At 57.7% G+C, this 21,697-nt stretch carries 16 protein-coding genes and 1 pseudogene; 6 read left to right on the top strand and 11 right to left on the bottom strand.

From position 1 onward, the window contains the following. Nucleotides 1-33: 33 nt before the first annotated feature. From NKI15_RS01350 to NKI15_RS31960, 9 genes and pseudogenes are all read right to left on the bottom strand, one after another. On the bottom strand, nt 34-2,190 hold the full coding sequence (locus tag NKI15_RS01350) for an exonuclease domain-containing protein (RefSeq protein WP_352514379.1): 2,157 nt from the start codon (nt 2,188-2,190) through the stop codon (nt 34-36). Between the two features lie 625 nt (nt 2,191-2,815). Continuing rightward, a complete protein-coding gene (locus NKI15_RS01345) occupies nt 2,816-3,364 on the bottom strand; it encodes an ATP-dependent DNA ligase (protein ID WP_352514378.1) in 549 nt (182 codons plus the stop codon). 376 nt (nt 3,365-3,740) lie between these two features. Further along, on the bottom strand, nt 3,741-4,079 hold the full coding sequence (locus NKI15_RS01340; RefSeq protein ID WP_352514377.1) for a slr1659 superfamily regulator: 339 nt from the start codon (nt 4,077-4,079) through the stop codon (nt 3,741-3,743). Nucleotides 4,080-4,097: 18 nt separating this feature from the next. Beyond that, a complete protein-coding gene (locus NKI15_RS01335; RefSeq protein ID WP_352514376.1) occupies nt 4,098-4,658 on the bottom strand; it encodes a slr1658 superfamily regulator in 561 nt (186 codons plus the stop codon). A gap of 2 nt (nt 4,659-4,660) precedes the next feature. Then, entirely contained in the window at nt 4,661-7,027 is a 2,367-nt protein-coding gene (locus NKI15_RS01330; protein ID WP_352514375.1) for a SpoIIE family protein phosphatase, read from the bottom strand. Next, nucleotides 7,024-8,202 carry a methyltransferase domain-containing protein gene (locus tag NKI15_RS01325; RefSeq protein WP_352514374.1) on the bottom strand — a complete coding sequence of 393 codons (1,179 nt, stop codon included), beginning with the start codon at nt 8,200-8,202 and terminating at the stop codon, nt 7,024-7,026. Before NKI15_RS01325 ends, NKI15_RS01330 begins: the two co-directional genes overlap by 4 nt. Next, nucleotides 8,199-8,723, bottom strand: a complete 525-nt coding sequence (locus NKI15_RS01320; protein ID WP_502898666.1) for a ubiquinone biosynthesis methyltransferase UbiE — start codon at nt 8,721-8,723, stop codon at nt 8,199-8,201. The genes NKI15_RS01325 and NKI15_RS01320 overlap by 4 nt, the downstream gene beginning before the upstream one ends. Nucleotides 8,724-8,891: 168 nt before the next feature. After that, the gene (locus tag NKI15_RS01315) at nt 8,892-10,493 is read right to left on the bottom strand and encodes a putative bifunctional diguanylate cyclase/phosphodiesterase (protein WP_502898665.1); all 1,602 of its coding nucleotides are present in this window, start codon (nt 10,491-10,493) and stop codon (nt 8,892-8,894) included. 398 nt (nt 10,494-10,891) lie between these two features. After that, nucleotides 10,892-12,030, bottom strand: a pseudogene (locus NKI15_RS31960) (helix-turn-helix domain-containing protein). A gap of 118 nt (nt 12,031-12,148) precedes the next feature. Between NKI15_RS31960 and NKI15_RS01300 the strand changes: the two are divergent. The 3 genes from NKI15_RS01300 (at nt 12,149) to NKI15_RS01290 (ending at nt 15,236) form a co-directional block, all read left to right on the top strand. Next, entirely contained in the window at nt 12,149-12,634 is a 486-nt protein-coding gene (locus NKI15_RS01300; protein WP_352514371.1) for a hypothetical protein, read from the top strand. A 93-nt stretch (nt 12,635-12,727) separates the two neighbouring features. Beyond that, nucleotides 12,728-12,940 (top strand): hypothetical protein, encoded by a 213-nt coding sequence (locus tag NKI15_RS01295; RefSeq protein WP_352514370.1) that lies wholly within the window; start codon nt 12,728-12,730, stop codon nt 12,938-12,940. A 664-nt stretch (nt 12,941-13,604) separates the two neighbouring features. Continuing rightward, nucleotides 13,605-15,236: a tetratricopeptide repeat protein gene (locus tag NKI15_RS01290; protein ID WP_352885631.1), complete on the top strand. Its 1,632-nt coding sequence runs from the start codon at nt 13,605-13,607 to the stop codon at nt 15,234-15,236. 479 nt (nt 15,237-15,715) lie between these two features. On the opposite strand, the gene NKI15_RS01285 is transcribed toward NKI15_RS01290, so the two are convergent. Beyond that, nucleotides 15,716-17,386, bottom strand: coding sequence for a caspase family protein (locus NKI15_RS01285; RefSeq protein WP_352514368.1), 1,671 nt, complete (start codon nt 17,384-17,386; stop codon nt 15,716-15,718). Between the two features lie 232 nt (nt 17,387-17,618). Here NKI15_RS01285 and NKI15_RS01280 point away from each other — a divergent pair, with 232 nt between their 5' ends. From NKI15_RS01280 to NKI15_RS01270, 3 genes are read left to right on the top strand one after another with little or no spacing between them, the layout of a single operon-like run. Then, nucleotides 17,619-19,568, top strand: a complete 1,950-nt coding sequence (locus NKI15_RS01280; protein ID WP_352514367.1) for a CHASE2 domain-containing protein — start codon at nt 17,619-17,621, stop codon at nt 19,566-19,568. A 12-nt stretch (nt 19,569-19,580) separates the two neighbouring features. Then, nucleotides 19,581-20,366 carry a hypothetical protein gene (locus tag NKI15_RS01275; protein WP_352514366.1) on the top strand — a complete coding sequence of 262 codons (786 nt, stop codon included), beginning with the start codon at nt 19,581-19,583 and terminating at the stop codon, nt 20,364-20,366. Nucleotides 20,367-20,393: 27 nt separating this feature from the next. Further along, entirely contained in the window at nt 20,394-20,774 is a 381-nt protein-coding gene (locus NKI15_RS01270; RefSeq protein ID WP_352514365.1) for a PAS domain S-box protein, read from the top strand. Here the strand turns inward: NKI15_RS01270 and NKI15_RS01265 are convergent. Next, the gene (locus NKI15_RS01265) at nt 20,731-21,540 is read right to left on the bottom strand and encodes a hypothetical protein (protein WP_352514364.1); all 810 of its coding nucleotides are present in this window, start codon (nt 21,538-21,540) and stop codon (nt 20,731-20,733) included. The genes NKI15_RS01270 and NKI15_RS01265 overlap by 44 nt on opposite strands. Between the last annotated feature and the right edge of the window lie 157 nt (nt 21,541-21,697).

Below are 21,697 nucleotides of genomic sequence, written 5' to 3'. Positions count from 1 at the left end.
GCGTGTGCAAATCGAGCTCACGGCTGCGCCAGCCTATGCAGCTTCCTCCGCGAGCGTTGCAGGACCGGGATCACGTTTCCCATTAATAAGGTTGAGAAGATGAGCTGCGGCGCGTGCGTCGCAAAGTGCCCTGTGATGGCCTTTGAGGTCGATGTCGTGCACGTCGCAAAGATTGGCAAGACTGTAGGACTTATGACCTGGGAATTGCCTGCGCATGGTCGCGCACGTGCATAGTTTGGGAAACCGGAAGCGACGCTCGAGCCGTTCATATTCGCCGGAGAGAAAGCCGTAGTCGAAGTTGACATTGTGGGCGACGAAGATGCCGTCGCCCATGAATTGCAAGAAGCTGTCCGCGATCTCCGCGAAGAGCGGAGCGTCTCTTACCATGGCGTTTGTGATGCCAGTGAGCCGTGTGATGGCCGCCGGGATCGAGCGCTGCGGGTTGATCAGCGAAGTCCATTCATCGACAACTTCATGATTGCGGATTTTTACGGCACCGATCTCAGTAACCCGGTCGCCATTCGACCAGCTTCCGGTCGTTTCGATGTCGACAACGACATACTCTTGATCGGGATCGAAGCGAAAATCGACCCGCACGATTCCCGCCGTGATGCCTGCGCTGGAGAGCTGACGCAGGCGTGTGAGCTGATTGCGGCGTACAGCGTCCCCTTCCGCCTTCACCTCAAGAAAAGCGACCTCGCCGTTTAGTTCGGTCATCAAGTCCGGAAAGCCGTCGCGCATAGCGCGAAAATCTTCGCTCATGAGCCGAAGGATCGTGCTTACCCCGCCGGGATGAGCGGCAAGCAAGGGCCGTATCGCATCCACGTCGACATGATCCCAGGCAAAGAGCCCGTTCGGCGTCCCCCACTTTCCTGCGATGGTGCGTAAAATTAGGGCGAGCGCGGACCGCGACGACACGGCAGACAGTTTCGCGTCGATCTCGCGCGTGAATAGACGCGCGAAGCTCTTGTCTTTCAGGCAATGCGGCACCCAGTCGAAGCTCGAATGCAGCTGGCCGGACTCGAACAGTTCTTCCCAGAACAGCAAACCGAACAGGCAGTGCCAGAGCTGATTCTCTGCATAGAAGACCGTGCGGCCCTGCCGTCGCATGACGCCAGCTACACCAGCCTCTGGATTTCCGCGCCAGCTGTCGTCGACTGTGACGGTACGGCCGGCCCGCAGCAGTTCGGTGCAAAGCCCTGTTCTTCGGCCGTTGAACTTGCGGGCATAAAAATCATTTGCAAAGACGAATTCATCATCGCTCGCTGGATCGTCAATCATCCTGCGAAGAAGCTCTTCCGACCCTTTCTTATCTCCCGTTGAGTACAGCAAACGCGTCAGGCGCTCATTGCATTCAAAGGATGAGCCGGCACGATAAAGCTGTATCGCAATTTCTTTCTCGCCACCTTTGTCAAAAAACTGTCCCGCCCTGTGCGCCGCTCTGCTTTTCAATTCCTCGGCGTAGTCGGTAGTGCATTCGGGACCGTCAAGAATTTCAGAAATAGAGGCGCGAAAGGTAACCTCGGATTTGATCTCGAGTCGATCAAGCAGCCGGCTGTAGTGAAAGCTTGCATGGGCTTCGTCGGCGTCGGTGAAGCGCGCACTCAGGTTCGCATTTTTGTTGGTGCGCAGTATGCCCAAGTCGCGCAGGGCAAAGTTCTTCAAATCTCGCTCGGTCTTCCCGAAATACAAGTACAGCAGGAATTCGACTGGGGTCGTGTCGCCGAGCGCGATGAAATCATCGCCGCCGCAATGGTGATAGGCTGCCTCAAATGAGACGTTCGCCAGATAATACTCGACCACCTTTCGCTTCGCCCAGGACGTTCGCAGATCGGTCAAGCCGGCGTCCTTCCCAGCCTTCGTGAGCGCTTCTTTCGCATGGCAGACGATGAATGATGCATAGTCGTTCTCAGCGAGTGACCGCACATATCCAAGAGCCCGGAGTTCTGAGACGGCGCGCCAAGGGTTCGATATCTCGGCGTAGCGAAACGTGGACTGTCGAAAAATGTTACCACGCCGATTTATCATGCGGATCAGCAGGCACTGCGCATCTTTCGAAATCTTAGCAAAAGTAGCGATAAACGCGCGGTGTCGATCCGTCAGCACCGCACCATATGTACCGCTGACGATGTCGAGCATTTCGGTGAAATGATCATGATAATAATAGACCGGCAACACAGGCAGCTTCATTCGCACCGCCCTTTCAGGTTCATATCCGCTGCGCAGTTCGACGCATGCCATGCCTGAGAAGGCTTGAGCGATTGCTCTTCACGAAAGCAGCTATTTCGAGTCGAAAAAATTGGCACGTTCCACATTTGTTCCAATCCTAAAAAATTGTCAACTTTGACCTCCCAATCCGACTGTTTCCTCATGCGTCGCTCAAACCGATCGTCACCTTCGGATTCGGTCTGATGCAAATAGTTCTATGGTACGAATTTCGAGGGGCCGCGTGGCAGAGACGCGAGCCCCTGCAATCCACCCACCCTTCGCCCGAGAGGGCAGGCCCACAGCGCCTTGCGCCACTCTTTCGGCGCCCAACAGTGCGAACGCAGGTCAATCTGGTGACATGCTTTTCGTGCCGTCAGGTGCGACACAGTCGATCGCTAAACCGGCAGCTGACACCGCGGATTCCTCGGTTTCTCTGAAGAGAACGTACTTCGGGCGCACGCCTCAAGCGACTCATGGCGAAAGCTACCAATGAACACAGGTGAGTGATCACGTTGGATAGCGACAGCTTTGCGCCCAATGTCGGCCATTCCGGCCGACTTGACCGCCTACCAAAAGCGGACAATGCTGGTGCCGACGCCAGAAGTGGTCATCGATGCTCAGAATCGGCTTCCTTGAGATATTTGGCCTTCAGCCATGTGTTCGACGGTCCGCTCCTGTAGCGGCTGCCGGCGCGCTTCGAGATGACGCCCTCGAGTCCCATCTCCCCGATGGCGCGGAAGATCGCTGGCGCACTGCCCTCGAAATGCTCGCTGTACCGGATCTTGCCGGCGCCAGGCTCAACCAGTTGCCACAGCGTGTGCTTGCGCTGCAGCAGGGGCAAGGGGGCAACATTGCGACCATCGAGATGGAGGATGTCGAACGCCACGAACACCAGCCGGCTCGGCTCATTCCAGATCGCGGCTTCCAGCGCAGGGTAATCGGGAGCGCCCTGCTCACCGGCTACAATGACCTCGCCGTCGAGAATGGCAGCCCTGCATGGCAGCTCGACTGCCAGCGCGATGGGCCAGTATTTTGCGGTCCAGTCATGGCCGTTCTTGCTGAAAAGACGCACGCCGCCTTGATCGACAATGAGCTGCGTCCTGTAGCCGTCGAACTTGACCTCGTGAACCCATCCCCCATCTTCGGGCGGTTGCATGACCAGAGTCGGGATCTGCGGCGGAATGAACTCCAGCCGGCCGCCGCTGACCTTGGCACGCTTACTCAATGACGGACACCTTTGACCGCCTAGCGGGGGGCGTTGTCGGCACAGGCAGCGACACCCCAGCTATCTGGACGCCTGCCGCCTGTGCCGAGCCCCCGCCGGACTATCGCGAACATCTACGGACGAGGCCGGAATGTCGTTAGCTTCGTATCCAGATACTTATCCTGGCGTACATATCTCACCTCTGTGCGGCGCTCTTGCACCGAGTGGCCGATGCTGCCCAGGATTGCCGCTGGCTCACGCATTTCCTTGGCCATTTAGGCGACCCAGTTAAGGCCTGTTGGTCTTCAGGCCTGAAGACCAACAGGCCTTAGTCCATCAAAAGCACCAGGGCGGGATGCAGCTTCTTCAGGTTCGGCAATGATTTCGATTGCCAAGGTATGTCGGGCGTTCCACGCACGACGAGTCGAACATCGGGATGCCTGCGTACCTCGATGGTAAATTTCGCCAGCAGGTTGATGCCGGAAGAGTTAAGGAAGTGAAGGTCCTTCAGATCGAGCGTAATAGAGGCGGGATTCGAGGCGAGAACATTCGCCGCCAACGCCGCGATAGGCGCACCAGCGTCGGAATTGGCAAGCCGCATTGCGCCATAAAAGAAAATCTCGCTTTCTTCAGTCCACACGCGGTAGTCGTCTGTCTTGATTTCCATAGCTTGGCATCGTTTCATTTAGTTGTGAATTTGCGAGATCGGAATAGAGGCGTATGTCTCCACGCAAATCCGATCGCTTTCGTCGGCGGCGCTGAATATCCAAGCCAGGCGCGCGCCGTAGTCGCTCATCAACGTCAGCAATCCTAGTCCGGAGCCTCCCACGTCGGGGTTGGCGGCATTGGCTTCAATTCGCTGTATTAGCAGGTCCATAGGGTCGCCAACCGTGATGTCCGCCAGGAGGCTTTGGAACTCAGACGCATCTTCACCATCGACGTCATTCGACACCTTGAGCTTGAAGCACTCCGAATCCATCGACGCCTCGATCACGATCTCACCCGGTGCGCGAAACTTGACGGCATTTTCGATGAGTTCGTTAACCAGATATCCAATGCTGTGCCGCACTTCCATGTAGTCATTGCGGGAGGACCGGAAGCGCAACGCGAAAAGATCGGCGATGAAGTCTGAGGTCGTGGCACAATGACGCCAACTTAAGTCGAGAGGGCCGTCGAAAAGCCGCACGCGACTGATGCTCTCCTTCATCCCGATCGCAATATCAGGGGTCCCGAACAGCGTTGTCATTGCTAAGTGTGCCTTATGATCACGAGGGTGATGTCGTCATGGATCTTCTGGACTCCGATATGGGCCATCAGATCCTCGATGATCCCGGTCTTGATGTCATCGGCGCTCCCGCCGTAACGTTTTCTTGCGCTCTGGCAGAGGCGCTCGAACCCGAATAGCCTTTTGTCCTGATCCTCCGCCTCGGTCACACCGTCGGTGTGCAGCACGATCACATCGCCACTCTCGAACAGGATGTCACGCGTGTCGATGAACTTCGAGATGTCATTCTCCAGACCAACCGGCATACCCAGATCAAGCGTATCGATGCGTTCGACCTCCCCGTCCGCACGCATGACGAGAACGTCCTCATGCTGGCCGGATAGCGTTACCCGCCCATCCTCGAAGTCAAGAAAGGCCAGCGAAAGATGCTTGCCGGTGTTCGTCCGCTCGATATTCTTGTAGATCGCTCTGTTCAGCCGATCCAGAAACTGGTGCGGGTCCGCTTCGTCGGTCTCCTGCAGCGCGCGTGCAACGGATTGGACCATCAGCATCAGCACGCCGCTCTCGAGACCATGACCGGTCACGTCGCCGATGCCGATCTTGGTCCGTGATCCGTTCTGCAGGACGTCGTAATAGTCACCGCCGACCTCGTCGGCCGGCCGCATGTAGGCTGCGATCTCCAGCCCCGGAATCGCTTCGAGTTCGAATTGTTTCGGCAGGACCATCAACTGGATCTGCTTGGCAACCGCGAGCTCGGCGCCGAGGCGGACATTCTCGTCCTGCAGCTTTTCGTTGAGAGCGGAAATCTTCTGATTGGCGGCGCCGAGCTCCATGGTTCGTTCGTCGACGAGATGCTCGAGGTTTTCCGTGTGGAAGCTGATCTGCTCGGCCATGCGGTTGAAAGCGATGCCGGCGGCTCCAACCTCGTCGCGCGTCGGAATGCTGACGCGGACTGAATAGTCCTTGGTCTGGAGCCGCTGGGCGGCACTGGCAAGCGCCCTGAGGCCCGCGGTGATCCGCTTCGAAATTCCGAGCACGGCCGCGAAGACAATCATAAGCGAAACGATGATCGCACCGATCTGAAAGAGCAGGATACGATTGGTTGCGCGCGAAATACTCTGCTGCGCGGCAAACAGGGACGCGTAGATCTCCCGTTCGGGAACGACGATCCCGACCGACATCATTTCGGACTTGATCGGTCCCGAACTCCACAGATTGGTCGGCTTCAATCTTTTGAGAACAACGATGTAGGGTACGCGTTCGCCCTTGTCATCGAGCATGATATGCTGAATGACACCGTCATTGTTCTGGTCGAGAGGCAGCGACGCGATAGCTGGCTGCCTGCTTCCCCGCAGGGATCTTTCCAGGCCGGTGACGCCCTGGGTGCCCGCATCGCTCGATGACGTCAGGCCGATGATCGCCTGACCCGACGGATTGATCGCCACCACGTTGCCGGTCGACATCGTGAGGAAGCCGAACCCGGTTTTAGCGATCTTCACACGTTCGACGACTTCCGCGAGTTGATCGAGAGTGATGTCTGCTCCCGCCGTACCGGCGATGCCGGTGCGATCGCGCGTCCACAACGGGTGGAAAAAGCTGACGATCAGCTTTCCCGTGATTGCATCGGTGTAAGGCGCTGTCTGGGTGATATCGTCAGGGACCGGACGCGAGGCTGGATCCTTGGCCCATTGCTGCCATGAACCATAGATTCCCGGAAAGAAGAACTCCCAGAACTCCGCTTTGTTGTGGCCCGGATAGAGCTTGTCGAAGGTCTGTGCCTGGTCCGTATACGGTACGGTCCTGAATATCGGCCGTTCTTTTGGACCAATATAATACATCTGCAGTTTGGACGACCCGCTGGCCATGAGCGTCGGCGCAACGAGGTCCAACACGGTGCTGTCTTCTATTTCCCGTTGAACGCCTGGCAGCGGACTGTGGTCGGCGCCCAGCAGGTAGCCCCAGACGCTGACCACGGAAGGCGCGCCCGGCAGGTTCTGCGCCCAATCGCCCCGCGCGTCGTAGACTACCTTCACGGAGCCGGGCGCCTCCTGCGAAAGCGTGGCTCCGACCTGTTGCTGCCTGCCTGGATCGTCGATTTGAGCCTGTAGCACGCCGGCCAGGGCCTTGACGTCGCCATGGACTCGATCGAGCAGCAGGTCGACGCTCAGCGCTGTCGATTCGGCATAGGAACGAATGTATTCCTGATTTGCGGTAGTCAGGCCCTCGCCGACTTCCGATGTGGCATCGCGCGAAAGCTTTTGAACATTCCAAAGCGCCAGGCCACCGCTCAAAAGGAGGTCGAACAGTACGGCGCCGCCAACGACCAATACGAATTTCGCTCGAAAGGAGCGCAGGCCGAAGCGCGGTGTACGCTCATTGTCTGCTTTCATTGCGGCCGTCGCCCCGATGCGACCCAGATCGGCCAGCCCGCATAACCCTTGGGGTGGAGCGCGGCGAAAATGTGGTCCTCGAAGCCCTGCCGGAACCGTGCGACGAACTCCGGTCCATCGCCCCGCTTGGTCGCCATCTCGCCCGCATAGACATCCGCCCAGGCTGCAATGACATCGGCGAAATCCTGCGGATCGCCGTCCAGGTTAGTGACCATGAAGGTCTCCACAAGGATGTCTTCGAATCCGGCTTCCACCAGGTATCGCCGACTCTTGGGCCCAAGCTCGACGTCCATCTCGAAATGCCCGAACAGCTTCGCCACCTCCTCGTAGGTCCAGCGAATGCTTTCGGCGCGCGGCTCGCCGAGGCAATGCGAATTCTTTTCGTTGGTGATATAGACCCGCCCGCCTGGCTTGCATATGCGGTAGAGCTCCTTGAGGATGAGTTCAGGTCGATTGAAGATTTGCAGGGAATGTCGGCAGGTGACCAAGTCGAACTGCGCTTCGTCGAGCAGCATCTCCGACGCATCGCCATAGGTATATTCGATGCCCCGGATATCGAACTCCCGCATCACCTGTCGGGCATAGTTCAGGCTCGATATGGAGTGGTCGAGGGCAACGATCCGCGATGGCTGGAATTCCTTCTGCACGAGCACGGCGAAATCGCCGATCCCGCAACAGATGTCGGCCATAACGATCCCGGGCCTCATCCCGTGTCGTGCCAAGATTGCGCGCTCGTGGCGCCATGTCATCTTTGTCTGAGTGCGCAGGATCGGTACGAACCCGCCTTCCTCAAGGAAGCCCTGCCCTGGATAGAATTCGGTGTCATACTCCTCGACGGTGATGTTCGGTTCAATTCCGCTCAGGCGACCGAATTTTCGCGAGGTCCATCCGACGACGCTTGACGTGATGACGACGAATTTGAGATCGGGTCGAGCGCGACAAGCGTCGATCATAATCCTCGAAAAGGTGTGAAAAGCGGCGTTGTTCATCTGCGTCAAGCGCCTGACATTGACGTAGAGAATGCCGCGCACACGGCCGATCGCATCGCGGAGCAATGCTATGCTGGGCCCAAGCTCATCGATCGCCTGAGGCCGGACCACTCCCGATATGGAGAACTCCTGGTTGTTCGCGTCGTATTGCGCCTTAAAGCGCGGGAGAAGGTCGTAAGGGCTCAATTTTGCAAGCCCTCGAGCGGAAGATCCACGACAAGCTTGATTGCATCGCCGTCGGCTTCCTCGATCCAGAGTGTCGCGGTGTAGTCGACAGTCAATTCCAGAAGTACGACCTCGCGGCTCGGCGCGAGATCCCCAGACACCGAATTGAGGTATCGCTCTCTGGCCTCTATTCCTGCAAGTTGCGACACGGCTTCTTCGTAGAACTGGCGCTCCTCCGGCACGCAAGGAAATGTCAACTCGATCCTATCCGTCGCGCCATGGCGAGACACCCTACATGCCAGTTCGCCATCGGCATGGCGCGTGCGAAAGGCGACTTCCAGCAATTCGTTGAAGGCGGAGGAAAAGAGATTTGAATGCCGGACTGAGTCAGACCTGTTCTGACTGATCATCCGGGCCATGTATGTCGAGATATAATCGCAGTGTCTCCAAGCGGAGACAAAAGCTTTGATTTCCATGTCGATCTGGATCATGGGTTCAAAGGTCGGTCCGCCGCCAGCCAGGTCATGATGAACAGGTCCCATCGGCATCCTCACTTGTTCCATATTAAACCCCCGCGGGATGATGGCCTCGCGACGAAAAATTTCACCGCCCGTGGTCAGTCAGTCTGGCACCGACCCAAAGAATTGCGCGGTATCCGCCTCGATCGTTCTACAAATCTCCACTTCATCGTTAACAAAGGGTTCAAGGCACTAGAGCGCCCGATTTGATTCCTGCATCGCTCGTACCACCCTCGGCGGGGACCGCTTGATGAAATCGCTGATCGCCTCGGCTCCGAGCGGCCGTCCTAGGTAATTACCTTGCAGGCAATCGCAATTCTCCTTGATCAGCCACCGCGCCTGTCCCGACGTCTCGACCCCCTCGGCGGTGACGCTTATCCCTAGGCCGTGCGCCAGATTCATGATCGATCGCACGATCGTTTGGCTTTTGAGGTCGGTTTCCAGGTCCGCAATAAAGTACTGATCGATCTTCAAAGTATCGAAGGGAAAGTTCTTAAGATAGCCTAACGATGAGTAGTATGTTCCAAAATCGTCCAGCGAAATTCGTATTCCCAGGACGTTCAGGGTATTCAACGTATCGATATTGTCGATAGTCTTCTCAAGTAGGACCGTCTCCGTTATCTCAAGTTCAAGTCGGTCGGCTTCGATTCCAACTGCGTCGATGATCTGGGCGACGGTGTCCGTCAGCGAACCGCTAAGGAACTGAGCTGGTGACAGGTTAACTGCGACTGTCAGCGAGGAAGGCCACGTCAACGCCTGGCGACAGGCTTCCTCGAGCACCCATCGTCCAATCTCGTCCATCAGACCGTCGGCTTCGGCGATCGGTATGAACACGTTAGGTGGTATGACTCCGACCTCAGGGTGCCGCCACCGCAGCAACGCTTCGAAACCGATCACCGACGAGGGAGGCCGAATGAGCGGCTGATACTCCAGATAAAGCTCGCCCCGCTCAAGCGCGGTTCGAAGGCTGCGTCTCAGATTCTCGCGTTGCTCAAGCAAGAGAAGCATCGAACGGTTGAATGTTCGAGCGCAGCCGCGTCCATCCGTCTTGGCCGCGTAAAGAGCAATGTCAGCGGCTTTCATCAACTGTTCGCCATCGGTCCCGTGCTCCGGCCCGAAAGCAATTCCGATACTCGAGCCGACGAAGACGGGAATGCCGTTGATGACGAACGGGTTCTTGAAAGCGTCGACCAGCGATCCGGCGAGGCGCTCAGCTTCTGCTGGCTGCTCTTTTCCTAATTGGATGACAGCGAACTCATCGCCGGCATACCGGTATGCGGATTCGCCGTCCTGCAGCGCGTCGCGGATACGGCCCGCCGCAAGCTGAAGAAGCGTATCGCCTGCTCCATGCCCGAGCGTGTCGTTGACTGCTTTGAAATCGTCAAGGTCGATCTGCAGCAGGGCGGCTTTCGGCTTCAGTTCGCCGAGGGCCGCCAGCGCCTGCTGCAGTTGCTCGCCGAATCGCCGCCGATTGTGCAGTCCGGTCAGCACGTCGTGCGTCGCCTGATGGAGCAGAATTACATGCTCTTGCTCATCCGTCACGCTGCGCCCATCGCGCTCCCTCGATTCAATGATTCCCGCACCATTTGCAGTGGCGAAAACAAAAACGGACCGCAGCACTTCGCCCGATGACCGCGGCAAATCGATGCTTGCCGGTGAGCCGCCGTGGAACACGCGAAGAAATTCGTCGCGATACCTCGCATCGAGGAAGCTCGGGTAGATCTCCCAAAGGGCGGCACCCGGCGTCACAGCGCCTCCGTACATGCCCCTGAGCTTGGTTGCGTAGTGGGTCAGACAGAAGTCGCGGTCGTAGAACGATAAAAGTTCGGTCGTGTTCGCTAAAAGGTCAGCGAGAAGCGCTTCGCCTTGACTTGGAAGGTCACTCTTCGTGCCGACGCCTGATGCCTCTGGAACCAAGAGCCACCTCCATAAGCGGCGCGAATCCACGTTGCCCAGTCCAGAAATAACATAACTGCCAAGCTTGGCAAACTTTTAACTCGCAGTCTTAACAAGTGCCGTGTACGACGTAGGTGCAATGCGTGCTCCGCTGTGGTTTTCGGCGATAACAATCAACAATCACAGTTGGTTAATAAATCGGCAATTGACGTGAATTGGCTATATGATTGATAGCGCGGTGGCCGTGACATGAAATATCCTGATCCGTGAAGCGGCGACCATCGCCGATCCTATGCTCAGCTTCCGAGCGCTTTGAGCCAACCTTCAAAGGAAGAGGCCTTCTGGTGTTCGGCAAGCGAAGCAGAGTGGGCAGGGCGCGGCAACACCACCGTGCCGCGACCTTCGCGGGGGCTATAACCGAATTCCTTACTGAATGCCCGGCTGAAATTAGCGGCTGAACTAAACCCGAAGGCTTCGGCAATTTCAACAATGCGCCGGCTGTCCGCTGGATCGCTAAGCGCAATATGGGCTGCAAGAAGCCGGCGGCTCTGTATGTAATGGAGAACACCACCGCTTGGTTCGAACAACTGATAGAGACGAGAGCGCGATACGCCGAGCGCCCGGCACATTGAATCCGGTGTCAGATGAGGCGTATCCAGATTGTTTTGGGCGTATCGGCGCGCTCGCTCCATCAGCGCGACACCCAATTGTTCGGCGGCGGCAGCATGTTCTGCCGGCGGCGCGAGGCAGGCAATGACCATGCTGCGTGTTGCGTGCACGATGCGGGGCAGATCTTCGGCCGTGAGACTGCGAAGTCTTGCTTCGATGCTGTTGACGTAGTCAACCAAGAGGCTGGCAAAGTTGCCGATTAGAATTGAATTGTTCTTCGCGTCGAGGTTGCGGCCACATCAGAGAACAAATCACGCGGCAGATAGAGAAAGAGACTTTCGGAGTACGTTGCCCTCCCGCGAAACGGATAGCCAAGCGACCTGATCTCCAATTTGCCCGGCTGGCCTTCTTCAACGCGGCGATCGACCTCCGTCCACGACCGGCCAGTACGTGGCAAGGCGATATACCAGTGATCGATCGAACTGGACCGAAGCTTGGCGGCAGAGCGGATGTAACTATGTGCCGGAGCGTGCTGTTGGACGATCAGCATGCCACCGAGGTTCCAAGCCGTGTGGTCGGCGGGAAAGCCATCGTCCGGCGACTTGTCATCCGGCAACTTGACCTCGACAAGCGGTGCCATGTGCGCTTGCCAAGTGGCGAATTGATCCTCTGGTGCCAGTTCGAGCGTTGAAAAGGACAGAGGCTGGAGCGCCGGCCCGAGTGGCGAAGCTGACTCGCTATGAGGTTGAGCTTCGCGCGGCCAACGACGTCGATCACGCTCGGGCGGCTGCTTCGCAGGGGTCTTGCCTTGCCTTTTTGCGTCCATCGCGTGGTGCCATATCCGAATCGGGTATGCCCATGCCCCTCTCAATCATGTGGTGTACCTCCGCATCTGGCAAGACTTTGAGGCCGATATCGACAGACCAGCCAGATCAAGCCGTTCGATGATCACAGCCGCAACCCTGCCAACTACAGCGGAACTCGCCTCGACAGACCCGGCGATCACGCTGAGTAACAGCAAGAAATGCATCCCGAGACAAGTTTCTGGATGCGACGCTAACGACACTCTTCAGCTCGCTGCATATAGAGTTGAGCATTATGGAAGCGTAGTTGGGGAGATCGTCGAAATGAACGCAAAGCTCAACAGCGAAGCTCGTCGCAAGATAATTCTTGACGGATACGTTAACAACGAGCCGTTGAAGGATATTGCGGCCAGGATCGGATGCTCACTGGCAAGTTTGAAAGTCACAGCCAGTAAAATCGGCTGCACTCGAACTCCGCAGGAGGCGGCCGATTTTAGGCGTGGCTTTCATATCCCGGAAAACAAGCGACATGATTACTACCAACTGATGACCATTGGTCAGTATAAAGCTCGTGAGTGCGCGGAAATTTTGGGATTGCTGACCGCTCAATCGTCAGGAAACGAGTAAACTCACCGCAATACACTGTCGACGAGATTATCGCTGGAGCATTCCGTCGCCTCAGCGATTCGTCGGGCAGCGGGCCCTGAAAGGTTCGCGCAAATGCCGCGTGGGCGCTTCAACGGCACCTGCCTCAGCCCCCACGATCTGGTTGTTTGCGAACGCGTGTTCGATCAGATCTGCGCGGAAGAGCATCTCGACCCCTTGGACCCGGACGCCGAAATCCTGGCGGTGATGGTTGTGGCCATTTTTCGAAATGCTCACGCCGGCGAGCGCCAATTGCTGGAAGCGGTCAGGTCTCGTCGCAAAGGCTAGGAACCGCAAATTCACATGTCGCCCAAAAGCGCTCAGCGATTTTGGTGCAACGAGATGGATAGCAGCAATAACCTAAGGCGCGTCGCATGAATCTGTTCAGTCGCGACGCGCCTGAGCCAAGGCGCCGGACTTGAAAACCCGACGCGGGCACGAGTTCACGGTGGTTCCAATCCCACTCCCTCCACTGGTCGAGATTTGCTTCGGAAGTTTCTTTCTTAGTGCAAGCGGACCTGTTAGCCGTGATGTCGGCTGTCGTGTTTGGGCCAGTCAGAGACTTCAACCCCAACCTGCTTGAATGTCTGCCATCGCTTTTGGATGCTGGAAGCTGCCATTCCGCTCTCGGCCCCAGTTCAGACTACGATCCGTGTTTCACATCGCATATTGATAAGCGTCAGCCCTTGAGGCTGATCGGGTAAACTGTCTCAGTCCGCCTTATCGCCCAAAGCCAATGCAGAGATGTCCATCCACATCGCTCCTCGTTGAGGGGAAATCGTTGTCGGTCCGGTCCGAAAACGGCGTCGGGGCTGGGATAGGCGCACCTGTCGCGGCTCTTGATGAAGATCGCACGGTGACATCGGGCGGCATCCTGAAGTCGAACTCCCTTCCTTCGGGGGTTTGATGTAGTTTGGGCGGCTAGTCGCCGACAGCCATGGAGTTGGATACGATGACGTACTTCGATCTAGGCACCTTCTCCCGCCGGCTGGACAACACGCTTTCCGAGGCGCAGATGTGGTTCGACCGGGGACTGATCTGGCAATACGGATTTAACCACGAAGAAGCCATTGCCTGTTACGAGCGCGCGCTCGAGGTGGCGCCTTCGAACGTCATGGCGCGGTGGGGAATTGCCCACTGTCTGGGTCCAAACTACAACAAGCTATGGACCTCCTTCGGGCCTGAAGAGCGTATTGTCGCTTTGACGCGGGCGCACGTATTGCTGGCGGAAGCGTGCGATCTGTCTGCAATCGAAGTCGAGCGCGCCTTGCTTGATGCGCTGACATCGCGCTTCCCTACGGATCCAGAGATTGCGGATTATGGCCCTTGGAATGACGATTTCGCTGATGCGATGCGCACAGTGTACGAGAGGTTCCCTGACGATCTGGATGTGACCGCGATCTTCGTCGAGGCACTGATCAACCGCACGCCTTGGGCACTGTGGGATACTCGGACCGGGCAGCCTTCGGCTGGCACCTCGACGGTGGAAGCGCGCGCGGCTTTGGACCGCGCCTTCACGACCCAGCCAGCAGCCTGGGGACATCCGGGGTTGTTGCATTTCTATATTCATCTGATGGAGATGTCGTCGACGCCAGAAAAAGCCTTGCCGCATGCAGATCGGCTGGTGCGCCTAGTGCCAGACTCTGGGCATCTTGTGCATATGGCGACGCATATTGACGTGCTTTGCGGCGACTACCACAAAGTCGTGGTGCGCAATTGGCAGGCGGCTCAGGTGGATCGTTCATATTTCGCTCATGCAGGCGGTGAGAACTTTTACACTGTCTACCGCATCCACAACCTTCACTTTCAAATCTACGGGGCCATGTTTCTTGGTCGCCCTTCGGATGCCTTCGAGGCCGCGAGGGCACTGGCGGAAAACCTGCCGGAGCCGGTGGTGCGTTACATGCCAGAGATGTTTGAAGCCTTCGCGCCGATGAAGTTGCACGTACTTATCCGCTTTGGCCGCTGGTCCTGCATCCTGGAAGAGGCCTTCCCTAACGATGCTGAGCTCTACTCGTTCAGCACCGTCCTGTTGCATTATGCCCGCACCGTAGCTCTGGCCAATCTCGGTAAAATCCCCCAGGCAGAGGAAAGCGCTAGCCTTTTCGCGGCCGCGCGCGATGCAGTGCAACCCGAGCGCATGCTGTTCAACAACCCATGCGCCGATATCCTCGAGGTTGCCGAAGCGATGATGCTGGGGGAGTTGCACTACAAGTCCGGTCGCGTCCATGAAGGCCTGGACTTCCTGCGGCGTGCGGTCGATCTCGACGACAATTTGCTCTATGATGAGCCATGGGGTTGGATGCAGCCGACGAGACACGCGCTTGGCGCATTGCTGATGGATGCCGGACTATATGGCGAAGCTGAGGCTGTCTATCGCGCCGACCTTGGGCTTGATGCGACGTTGCCGCGTCCTTGCCAACACCCACGCAACGTCTGGAGCCTACACGGCCTGCTTGAATGCCTTAGCCGACGTGGTGACGCGGTAGAAATCATCGAGGTCCGACAGCAGTTGAATCAGGCTCTGGCGCATGCAGAGGTGCCGATCATGGCATCATGTGCCTGCCGGAGCGCATCGCAATAAGTGGCAAGCATCCGCTCGCCACGTTGCAGCCTCCTCAGCGCCATAAGAGCCAGCATCGAACAGCGTCTCGCACGCGTCCATTGCGCGCGCGAATCCGGCCGTCACTCTGGGGCTCAGTGAAGGGGTGATAGCGAGGCAGAGCTTACCCGCATGGGGCACTGGAGCAGCATCTGGCCTAGCGGATGCTCGAGATCGCGGACCTGCACTGCCACGGTTCGACAAGGACTTCGTGCAGGGCATCTCTGCCCTGCAGCCCCGGGTCATCCGTATGCATGCAACCCGCCTCAACGTCCGCTCAGAGGTCGTCTGCCGAATGGCGGCTATCCGCCGAGCTCGCCCCGATAGCGGACCGACGGGTTCCGGCCCGAGCGCCGCCAGGCTGCTATGCCTTATCTCAGTCATTTAAGCTAAATTTAGAACATATAAATGTCAATCACGATCAGCACCAACATGAATGCGGACGATGGACTGCTCCGTTTCTACATTCTCTCCATTATGATTTTTCCTGAACACCCGCTGCCAACTCCGGTACCTTTAAATTTACCGGTCCCGTTGTCACCCTTTATGACGCCAGTCAGCGTGTTCCCGCCTGTTCTTCCTTTATATACAAATGTGTGTTTTATATTTACGGAACCACTGCTAGTGACGCTTCCTGTAAACCCGGAGCCAGATGATATTCTGCCGTCACTTATGAAAACGGATGTTGAGAGTTCTCGCCAATCGCCACAGTCCGTTGTGGCGCGTCTGACCAATTTCCATGTGCCATTAAAGGCGCTTAGCCCGCTCGTCTGGGGCACACAATGATCCCTCTGGACAACCATTCCATCTTCACAAGCAAGCGGGCAGATACGAGCTCCGATCGCCCTTAGGCTTTTCAGAAGTCCCGCCGTCGGTTCCAACGATGCAAGCTTGATACCTTGCCGGTCGGCATATTCTTCAAGTGCTTTGCGGCTGCCTAAGCCCCATTTGCCATCCGCATCGCCGGCCAGGCACCCCAGGCGAACCAGTTCCGCTTGAGTGGCCAGCGTAAGTTCGCCAGAGTTTATATAGCCTGCCGGTGACTGCGCCAGCGGATTGGGTTGTTCAAGGCTGGTGATTTCCGTCGCCTTGGTATCGTCCGTTGCCTTAGCGGTGCGCTCCGCAGTCGGCTGTTCCGCCACCTGTTTGGTAGAAGCCTGCCGTTCCGCCTCAACACGCTTGTCGATACCATCGATCTTTAGCTTGGCAATGGCCGCAAAGACGCCCGTCGGAAACTGCTGTAGATACGCCTCGAAAAAGCTCTTGTCGGTTGAGTCCTTGATGGTTGCCCAATACGCTAACTCGACCGCGTTGTCCGGCGGCGCAGACTGTGGAAGCGGACCAGACGCCTGTTTCGGCTCGGCCGTTGTCGCGAGAGGCTTCAAAACGACTTCGCCCGTGAGCGAGGAGTTTTCCCACGGCACTTGCTTCCCATCCGTGGCGGCCAGCACGTCGCGGCGTACATCGATGAGGTCGCGCGTGATATCCTGCCCAGGTGTGCCGAGGTGCGCGAGCAGCGCAGTCGTGAAAGGAGAGTTTCGGCCCGCTCCGTCCAACGCGACGTTACCTGGTTGCGTTGCAAACGCGATCAGCGAACCGACTCCGCTGCCAAGTCGGGCAAGACCACGCCCTAAGGAACCAGAGCGCGTACCCATCGAGCGGGAAAGCTTCTCCGCAAACGGATTATCCCGACAGGCATCGAGGAAGACGAGGTTAACCTTCGTGCTGCGGTCCATCGCCGAAAGGACGAGGTCCATCGGAAGGGCCTCAAAGTCGAGGTCGTTATAGCTGGACAATTGTGCGTCCACCGGCAACATATAGTTGATGCCATTCACCTGCAGGCCGTGCCCGGCATAGAAGAACAGCGCCATATCGGCACCGTCGAGCTTTTCCAGGAACTGGCGCACCGTGCGACGCATTCCAGCGAGGTCGAGTTCCTGGCCGCTGACGACCTCGAAGCCAAGGCTTTCAAGCTTGGCATGCATGTCGGACGAATCGTTCTTCGGATTGGCGAGTTGCACCGCATGCTGGTAGGCCGAATTGCCAATCACCAAAGCTACGCGTTTGTCGGCGACTGCCCGTCCCGAAAAAGCGGCAAACAATAAAACCAAGAGAATGAAAGCGCTGCGCATGGCAGAACCGCCTCCCCAACGGAACTGTAGCAGAGGCTAATGTGATCGAAAAGAGCTGATGCTCCCGGCTGGGGACGAGTGACCTTCTGCTCCGCGAGATGGTTGTTGGTGGACACCGGTTCGGTGCTGGAGTCGCATTCCCATGTAAACGGGCGATGGTTTGCTTGAGGCGCGTGAACGGGTATGCTGGTAGGGAGCGGCGCTTCCACTGGTTTGGGGGTCTATTTTCGGCGTGCGGACACTTGGCCGGATCGTCAGCCTGCAGCGAGGTGGGATTGCCGCATCGCTCGCCTATCTGGTTCTGCTGGGTCTCTCGATTGCTCTCGTTTCACCGCCGTTGGAAAATATCGTTCACGACGTGATGATGGTCTCCATCTCGCCCTTCACCCATGCTCCAACCAACATCGTTGTGGTCTCAATTACAGAACAGACCCTGGCGAATTTTCCATACCGCTCGCCACTGGACCGTGGCTTCTTGGCCGACATGGTGGCCCGGATCGAGTCCGCCCGCCCTCTTGCCATCGGCATCGACCTACTGTTCGACCAGGCAACAGAGCCGGAAAAGGATGCCCGCCTCGAAACTGCCATTGAAACCGCCCGTGTGCCTGTGGTGATCGCCTCGGCTTCGCGGACTGACGGCCTTACCGAAAGACAATCCGACTATCTAAACGCGTTCGCTCCGTCGGCAAAGCGGGGCCTTGCAGCATTGCTGCATGACAATCTCGACGGCGTGGTCCGTGGGGCCTTTCCCGGTCGAGAAGGCGGCGGCGCTTGGATGCCAAGTTTTGTTGCAGTGATCGCAGCATCAACCGGAGTTGGTGGCGGCCACTCGCCGGAGGAGATGGTCTACTACCGCACGGGGAACAGCCTGCCCTTCAGCTTTCCAACCTATCCGGCACAGGCCGTTCCGCTGGCACCGCTCAGCTGGTTCGAGGGGAAATATGTTCTTATCGGTGTAGACCTACAGCAAATAGACCGACATCCGACACCGTTCGCGTTGTTGAGCGGGGCGAAAATCGGTGTCCTCCCTGGCGTCGCGATCCACGCCCATTCGTTAGCCAGGCTCGTGTCCGGGAATCGGATAACGACCCCTTGCCCTGCAGTGGGCTATGCGCCAATGCTTCTTGTCGGGCTGTTTTGCTTATGGATCGTTTCGCGGCCGATCCCGGTGGTCTTCAAACCTGTCGCGGTCGCTTGTACGGTGCTGCTGGTATGGATCAGTGAGGCGTGGGCGTTCGCGCGGTTCGCAATCCTCGTTCCGATGGTCGCCCCTGCATTGCTTGTGGTAGGCCTGTCGGCGTTCGTTGGCTTCCTGGCTTGGAGACGGGACGCCCGGGCTCGCCAGTTCATTCAGAACGCGTTCTCGAAATATGTCAGTCCGGCCGTTGTTGCAGCGATTGTCAAGGAACCAAACGCTCTCCATCTCGGTGGCGAGAAGCGTGAGCTCACCTGTGTATTCACGGATGTCGAGGGATTTACGTCATTCAGCGAGCAACTCGCGCCAGAGGTGCTCGCAGATGTATTGAACGAATATCTGAACGGGCTCTGCGAGTTATTTATCGAGCATGGTGCAACCATCGACAAGGTCATCGGCGATGCGGTGGTCGGCTTCTTCGGGGCTCCGGCAGCACAAAATGACCAAGCGGAGCGGGCGGTGTCTCTGGCACTTGCTGTGCAGGACCACGCGCAGCGGCTGCGCGAGAAATCGGCACGACGGGGCCATTCACTCGGATCCACCCGCATAGGTATTCATTGCGGGCCGGCAATCGTCGGCAACTTCGGGGGAAATCGGTTCTTCAATTACACAGCTATTGGAGATACTGTAAATGCCGCAGCCCGGCTTGAGGGAGCGAACAAGTACATCGGCACCAAAAACTGCATCAGCTCCGAAGTGGCGAGGCAGACGACGCACTTCCTGTTGCGCCCTGCTGGAGTTCTACACCTTAAGGGCAAGAACCAAGGCATCGAAACTTTCGAGGCAATGACACGTCATCCAGAAAATACGATACTCTACGAGGAGTATTTGAACGCGTATGCCCTACTTGCCGCAGGGGACACGCGTGCGATAGCGGCATTTAAGTTGTTGGTCAAAAACTACCCGCAAGACGGCCTGATCGCTTTTCACCATAACCGTCTTGCAAGCGGAGAGTTCGGAGCAGACATTCATCTCGTCGGGAAATAAGGTCATCGCGACATGAGCCTCCGGCGTTCGACTTTGCAGATCGCCTCCCTGATCGTCGGCACGACCGTCCTTGTGACGGCGCAACCTGCGGCAGCCGGCGGCCAGTACGTGGTCCTGTCGACTCAGCCGGTGGTGGATGAACTGCCGCCAGGCAAGCTCTTTATGCCAAGCGACGTCATCAACGTTCCAGCCGGTACGGTCGTCACTCTGCTCGGCGAAGACGGCAGCGTGAACGCGCTTTCGGGTCCAAGTTCCTTCGTGGTTACGGAGGATGCATTGGCGTACGGCAGTTTACAGGGGACTCCCAACGCGAACGAAGGGCCTTCAAAACTTGGCCTGATAGCCGTCCTCTTGGCAAATGAGCGCAAGAGAACAGAGTCCATCGGCGGTTCGCGCACCACTACCGACCATTCCACGCCGAGCGGCCTCGACGACCCTTGGGCAGTGTCCATCGAAGAATCCGCTCCTGGCTGCATCCGCGATGGTGAAATGGTTCTGGCGCGCGCGGGCATAGGGCAGAGCGCGGTTTTCTCGATTCGCATCGGCAGCAGTGAGCCGCTCGACGGCATAGTCTGGAGCGCCGGCAAACCGACGTACTCTCTTCCAGACCCTATTCCTCCCGAGGTCAGATCTGTTGTCGTCGAGACCAGCAAGACATCGGCGTCGATCGAAATCAAAAGGTTTCCAAAGAACGCCGTTCTTGAAAATTCGCTGGAAGTTCTTGGATGGATGGTGAGCAGCGGTTGTAAACGTCAAGCGTTGGCCTTGGTGCGTCAGCTTGTGACAAAAAAGCAATAGGTTATTAGCCAGGAGCCAACGCCACGAATGCCAAACTGTGGCCGATTGAAGTCCTGTTGCCCGAGGAGATGCGGCGCGGCCACGCGGGACTCCATACTGGCCTTCCTGCGTCGACCGGAGAGCCGGCCGATGGGCGCGGGTCGCGATTTGCAAGGCTGCCGCAAGAACGGGACGACAATTCCGGTGGAGGTCGGGTTGAACCCGCTCGAACACGACGGCCAGCGTGGCGCGCTTGCGACGGTAGCTGACATAAGCGAGCGAAAGCGAAGACCGGGAGTCTTGCACCCGAGGGGTGGCCGCCCCATTCCAAGCTTCACCCGCATCGCTCTGCTCGCGCCCGATAGGTCGCCGAAAATTTACCGGTTTACGGCTTGGCACCTTTCCTCGCCGAAAGGTTGCGCAGCTTGACGGTGATGCCCTCGGGCTGAATCGCAGTGAACTGGGAGACGAGCCCGTATTTCTTCCACTCTGGCCCGAAGCCCGCCATCACCGGGCCAACGATGAAGGTAAACCGCATCGGATTCTTGGCTACGCCGGGTTCGCACTGATTGGTGATGTAGCAATGCGGTGCCTGGTTGGTGGCTAGATTCTCGGCCGAATAGATCACCTTGTCGTCGCAAGCGACCTTGATCCAGCCATTCTTGTCGGCTGCCCATCGGATCTTCATGGAAAAGGCCACCCAGGAACCGAAACGCCCAGGCGACTGGCATTCGTTGCCGAGGAAGGTCACACCCTTGGCTGAGTCGAGCTTCAGCATATAAAGAAAGTTATGGATGAACGGCCCCTCCCAACTGGCAATACGCAGGCGGCTGTCCAAGGCGCCCGGCAGGAAGCCGATCGCGTGGTCATTGTAAAAGCCGGGGTAGTTGAACGCTGGATCGACCCACAGGCCGAAGCGATACTCGACGCTCTCGCCCGTTTTGCTCTCGGGACCTATCAGCGTGGCGCGTATGTTGCCGTTGTGGCAGTCGTTTTCACCTCGACCGTCACCGTAATCCACGCTGCTGCATTTCCGGTCGAATATCTTGAAGGTGGTGACGCCGTCCTTCGTCACCGGTTTCGACGGGCCATTCAGCCTATGGTTCTTGAAGCCGGCGGGATGCTTGTCGGCCAGCGCGGCACTTGCAAAAAGCGACTGCGTCACGGCCGCAAACAGGAGAATGCAGCGTTTCATGCCTCCCTCCACCAATACTGACAGGTAAGGCTATCAGCGAGTTGCTGACGCGGTCAAACCCTCGGCAAGACTGTGTCCCAGATCTGTGCAACAAGGGATAAGGGAGCAGGCGCGGGCTACCCCCACGAAGGTCCTACGCGTCCCGTTCGAGAGGCTC

It is taken from the genome of Mesorhizobium sp. M0862 (assembly GCF_040319795.1).
Taxonomy (GTDB): Bacteria; Pseudomonadota; Alphaproteobacteria; order Rhizobiales; family Rhizobiaceae; genus Mesorhizobium.
The sequence above is the reverse complement of the archived record's forward strand: the minus strand, read 5'-3'. Positions and strand labels throughout refer to the sequence as shown.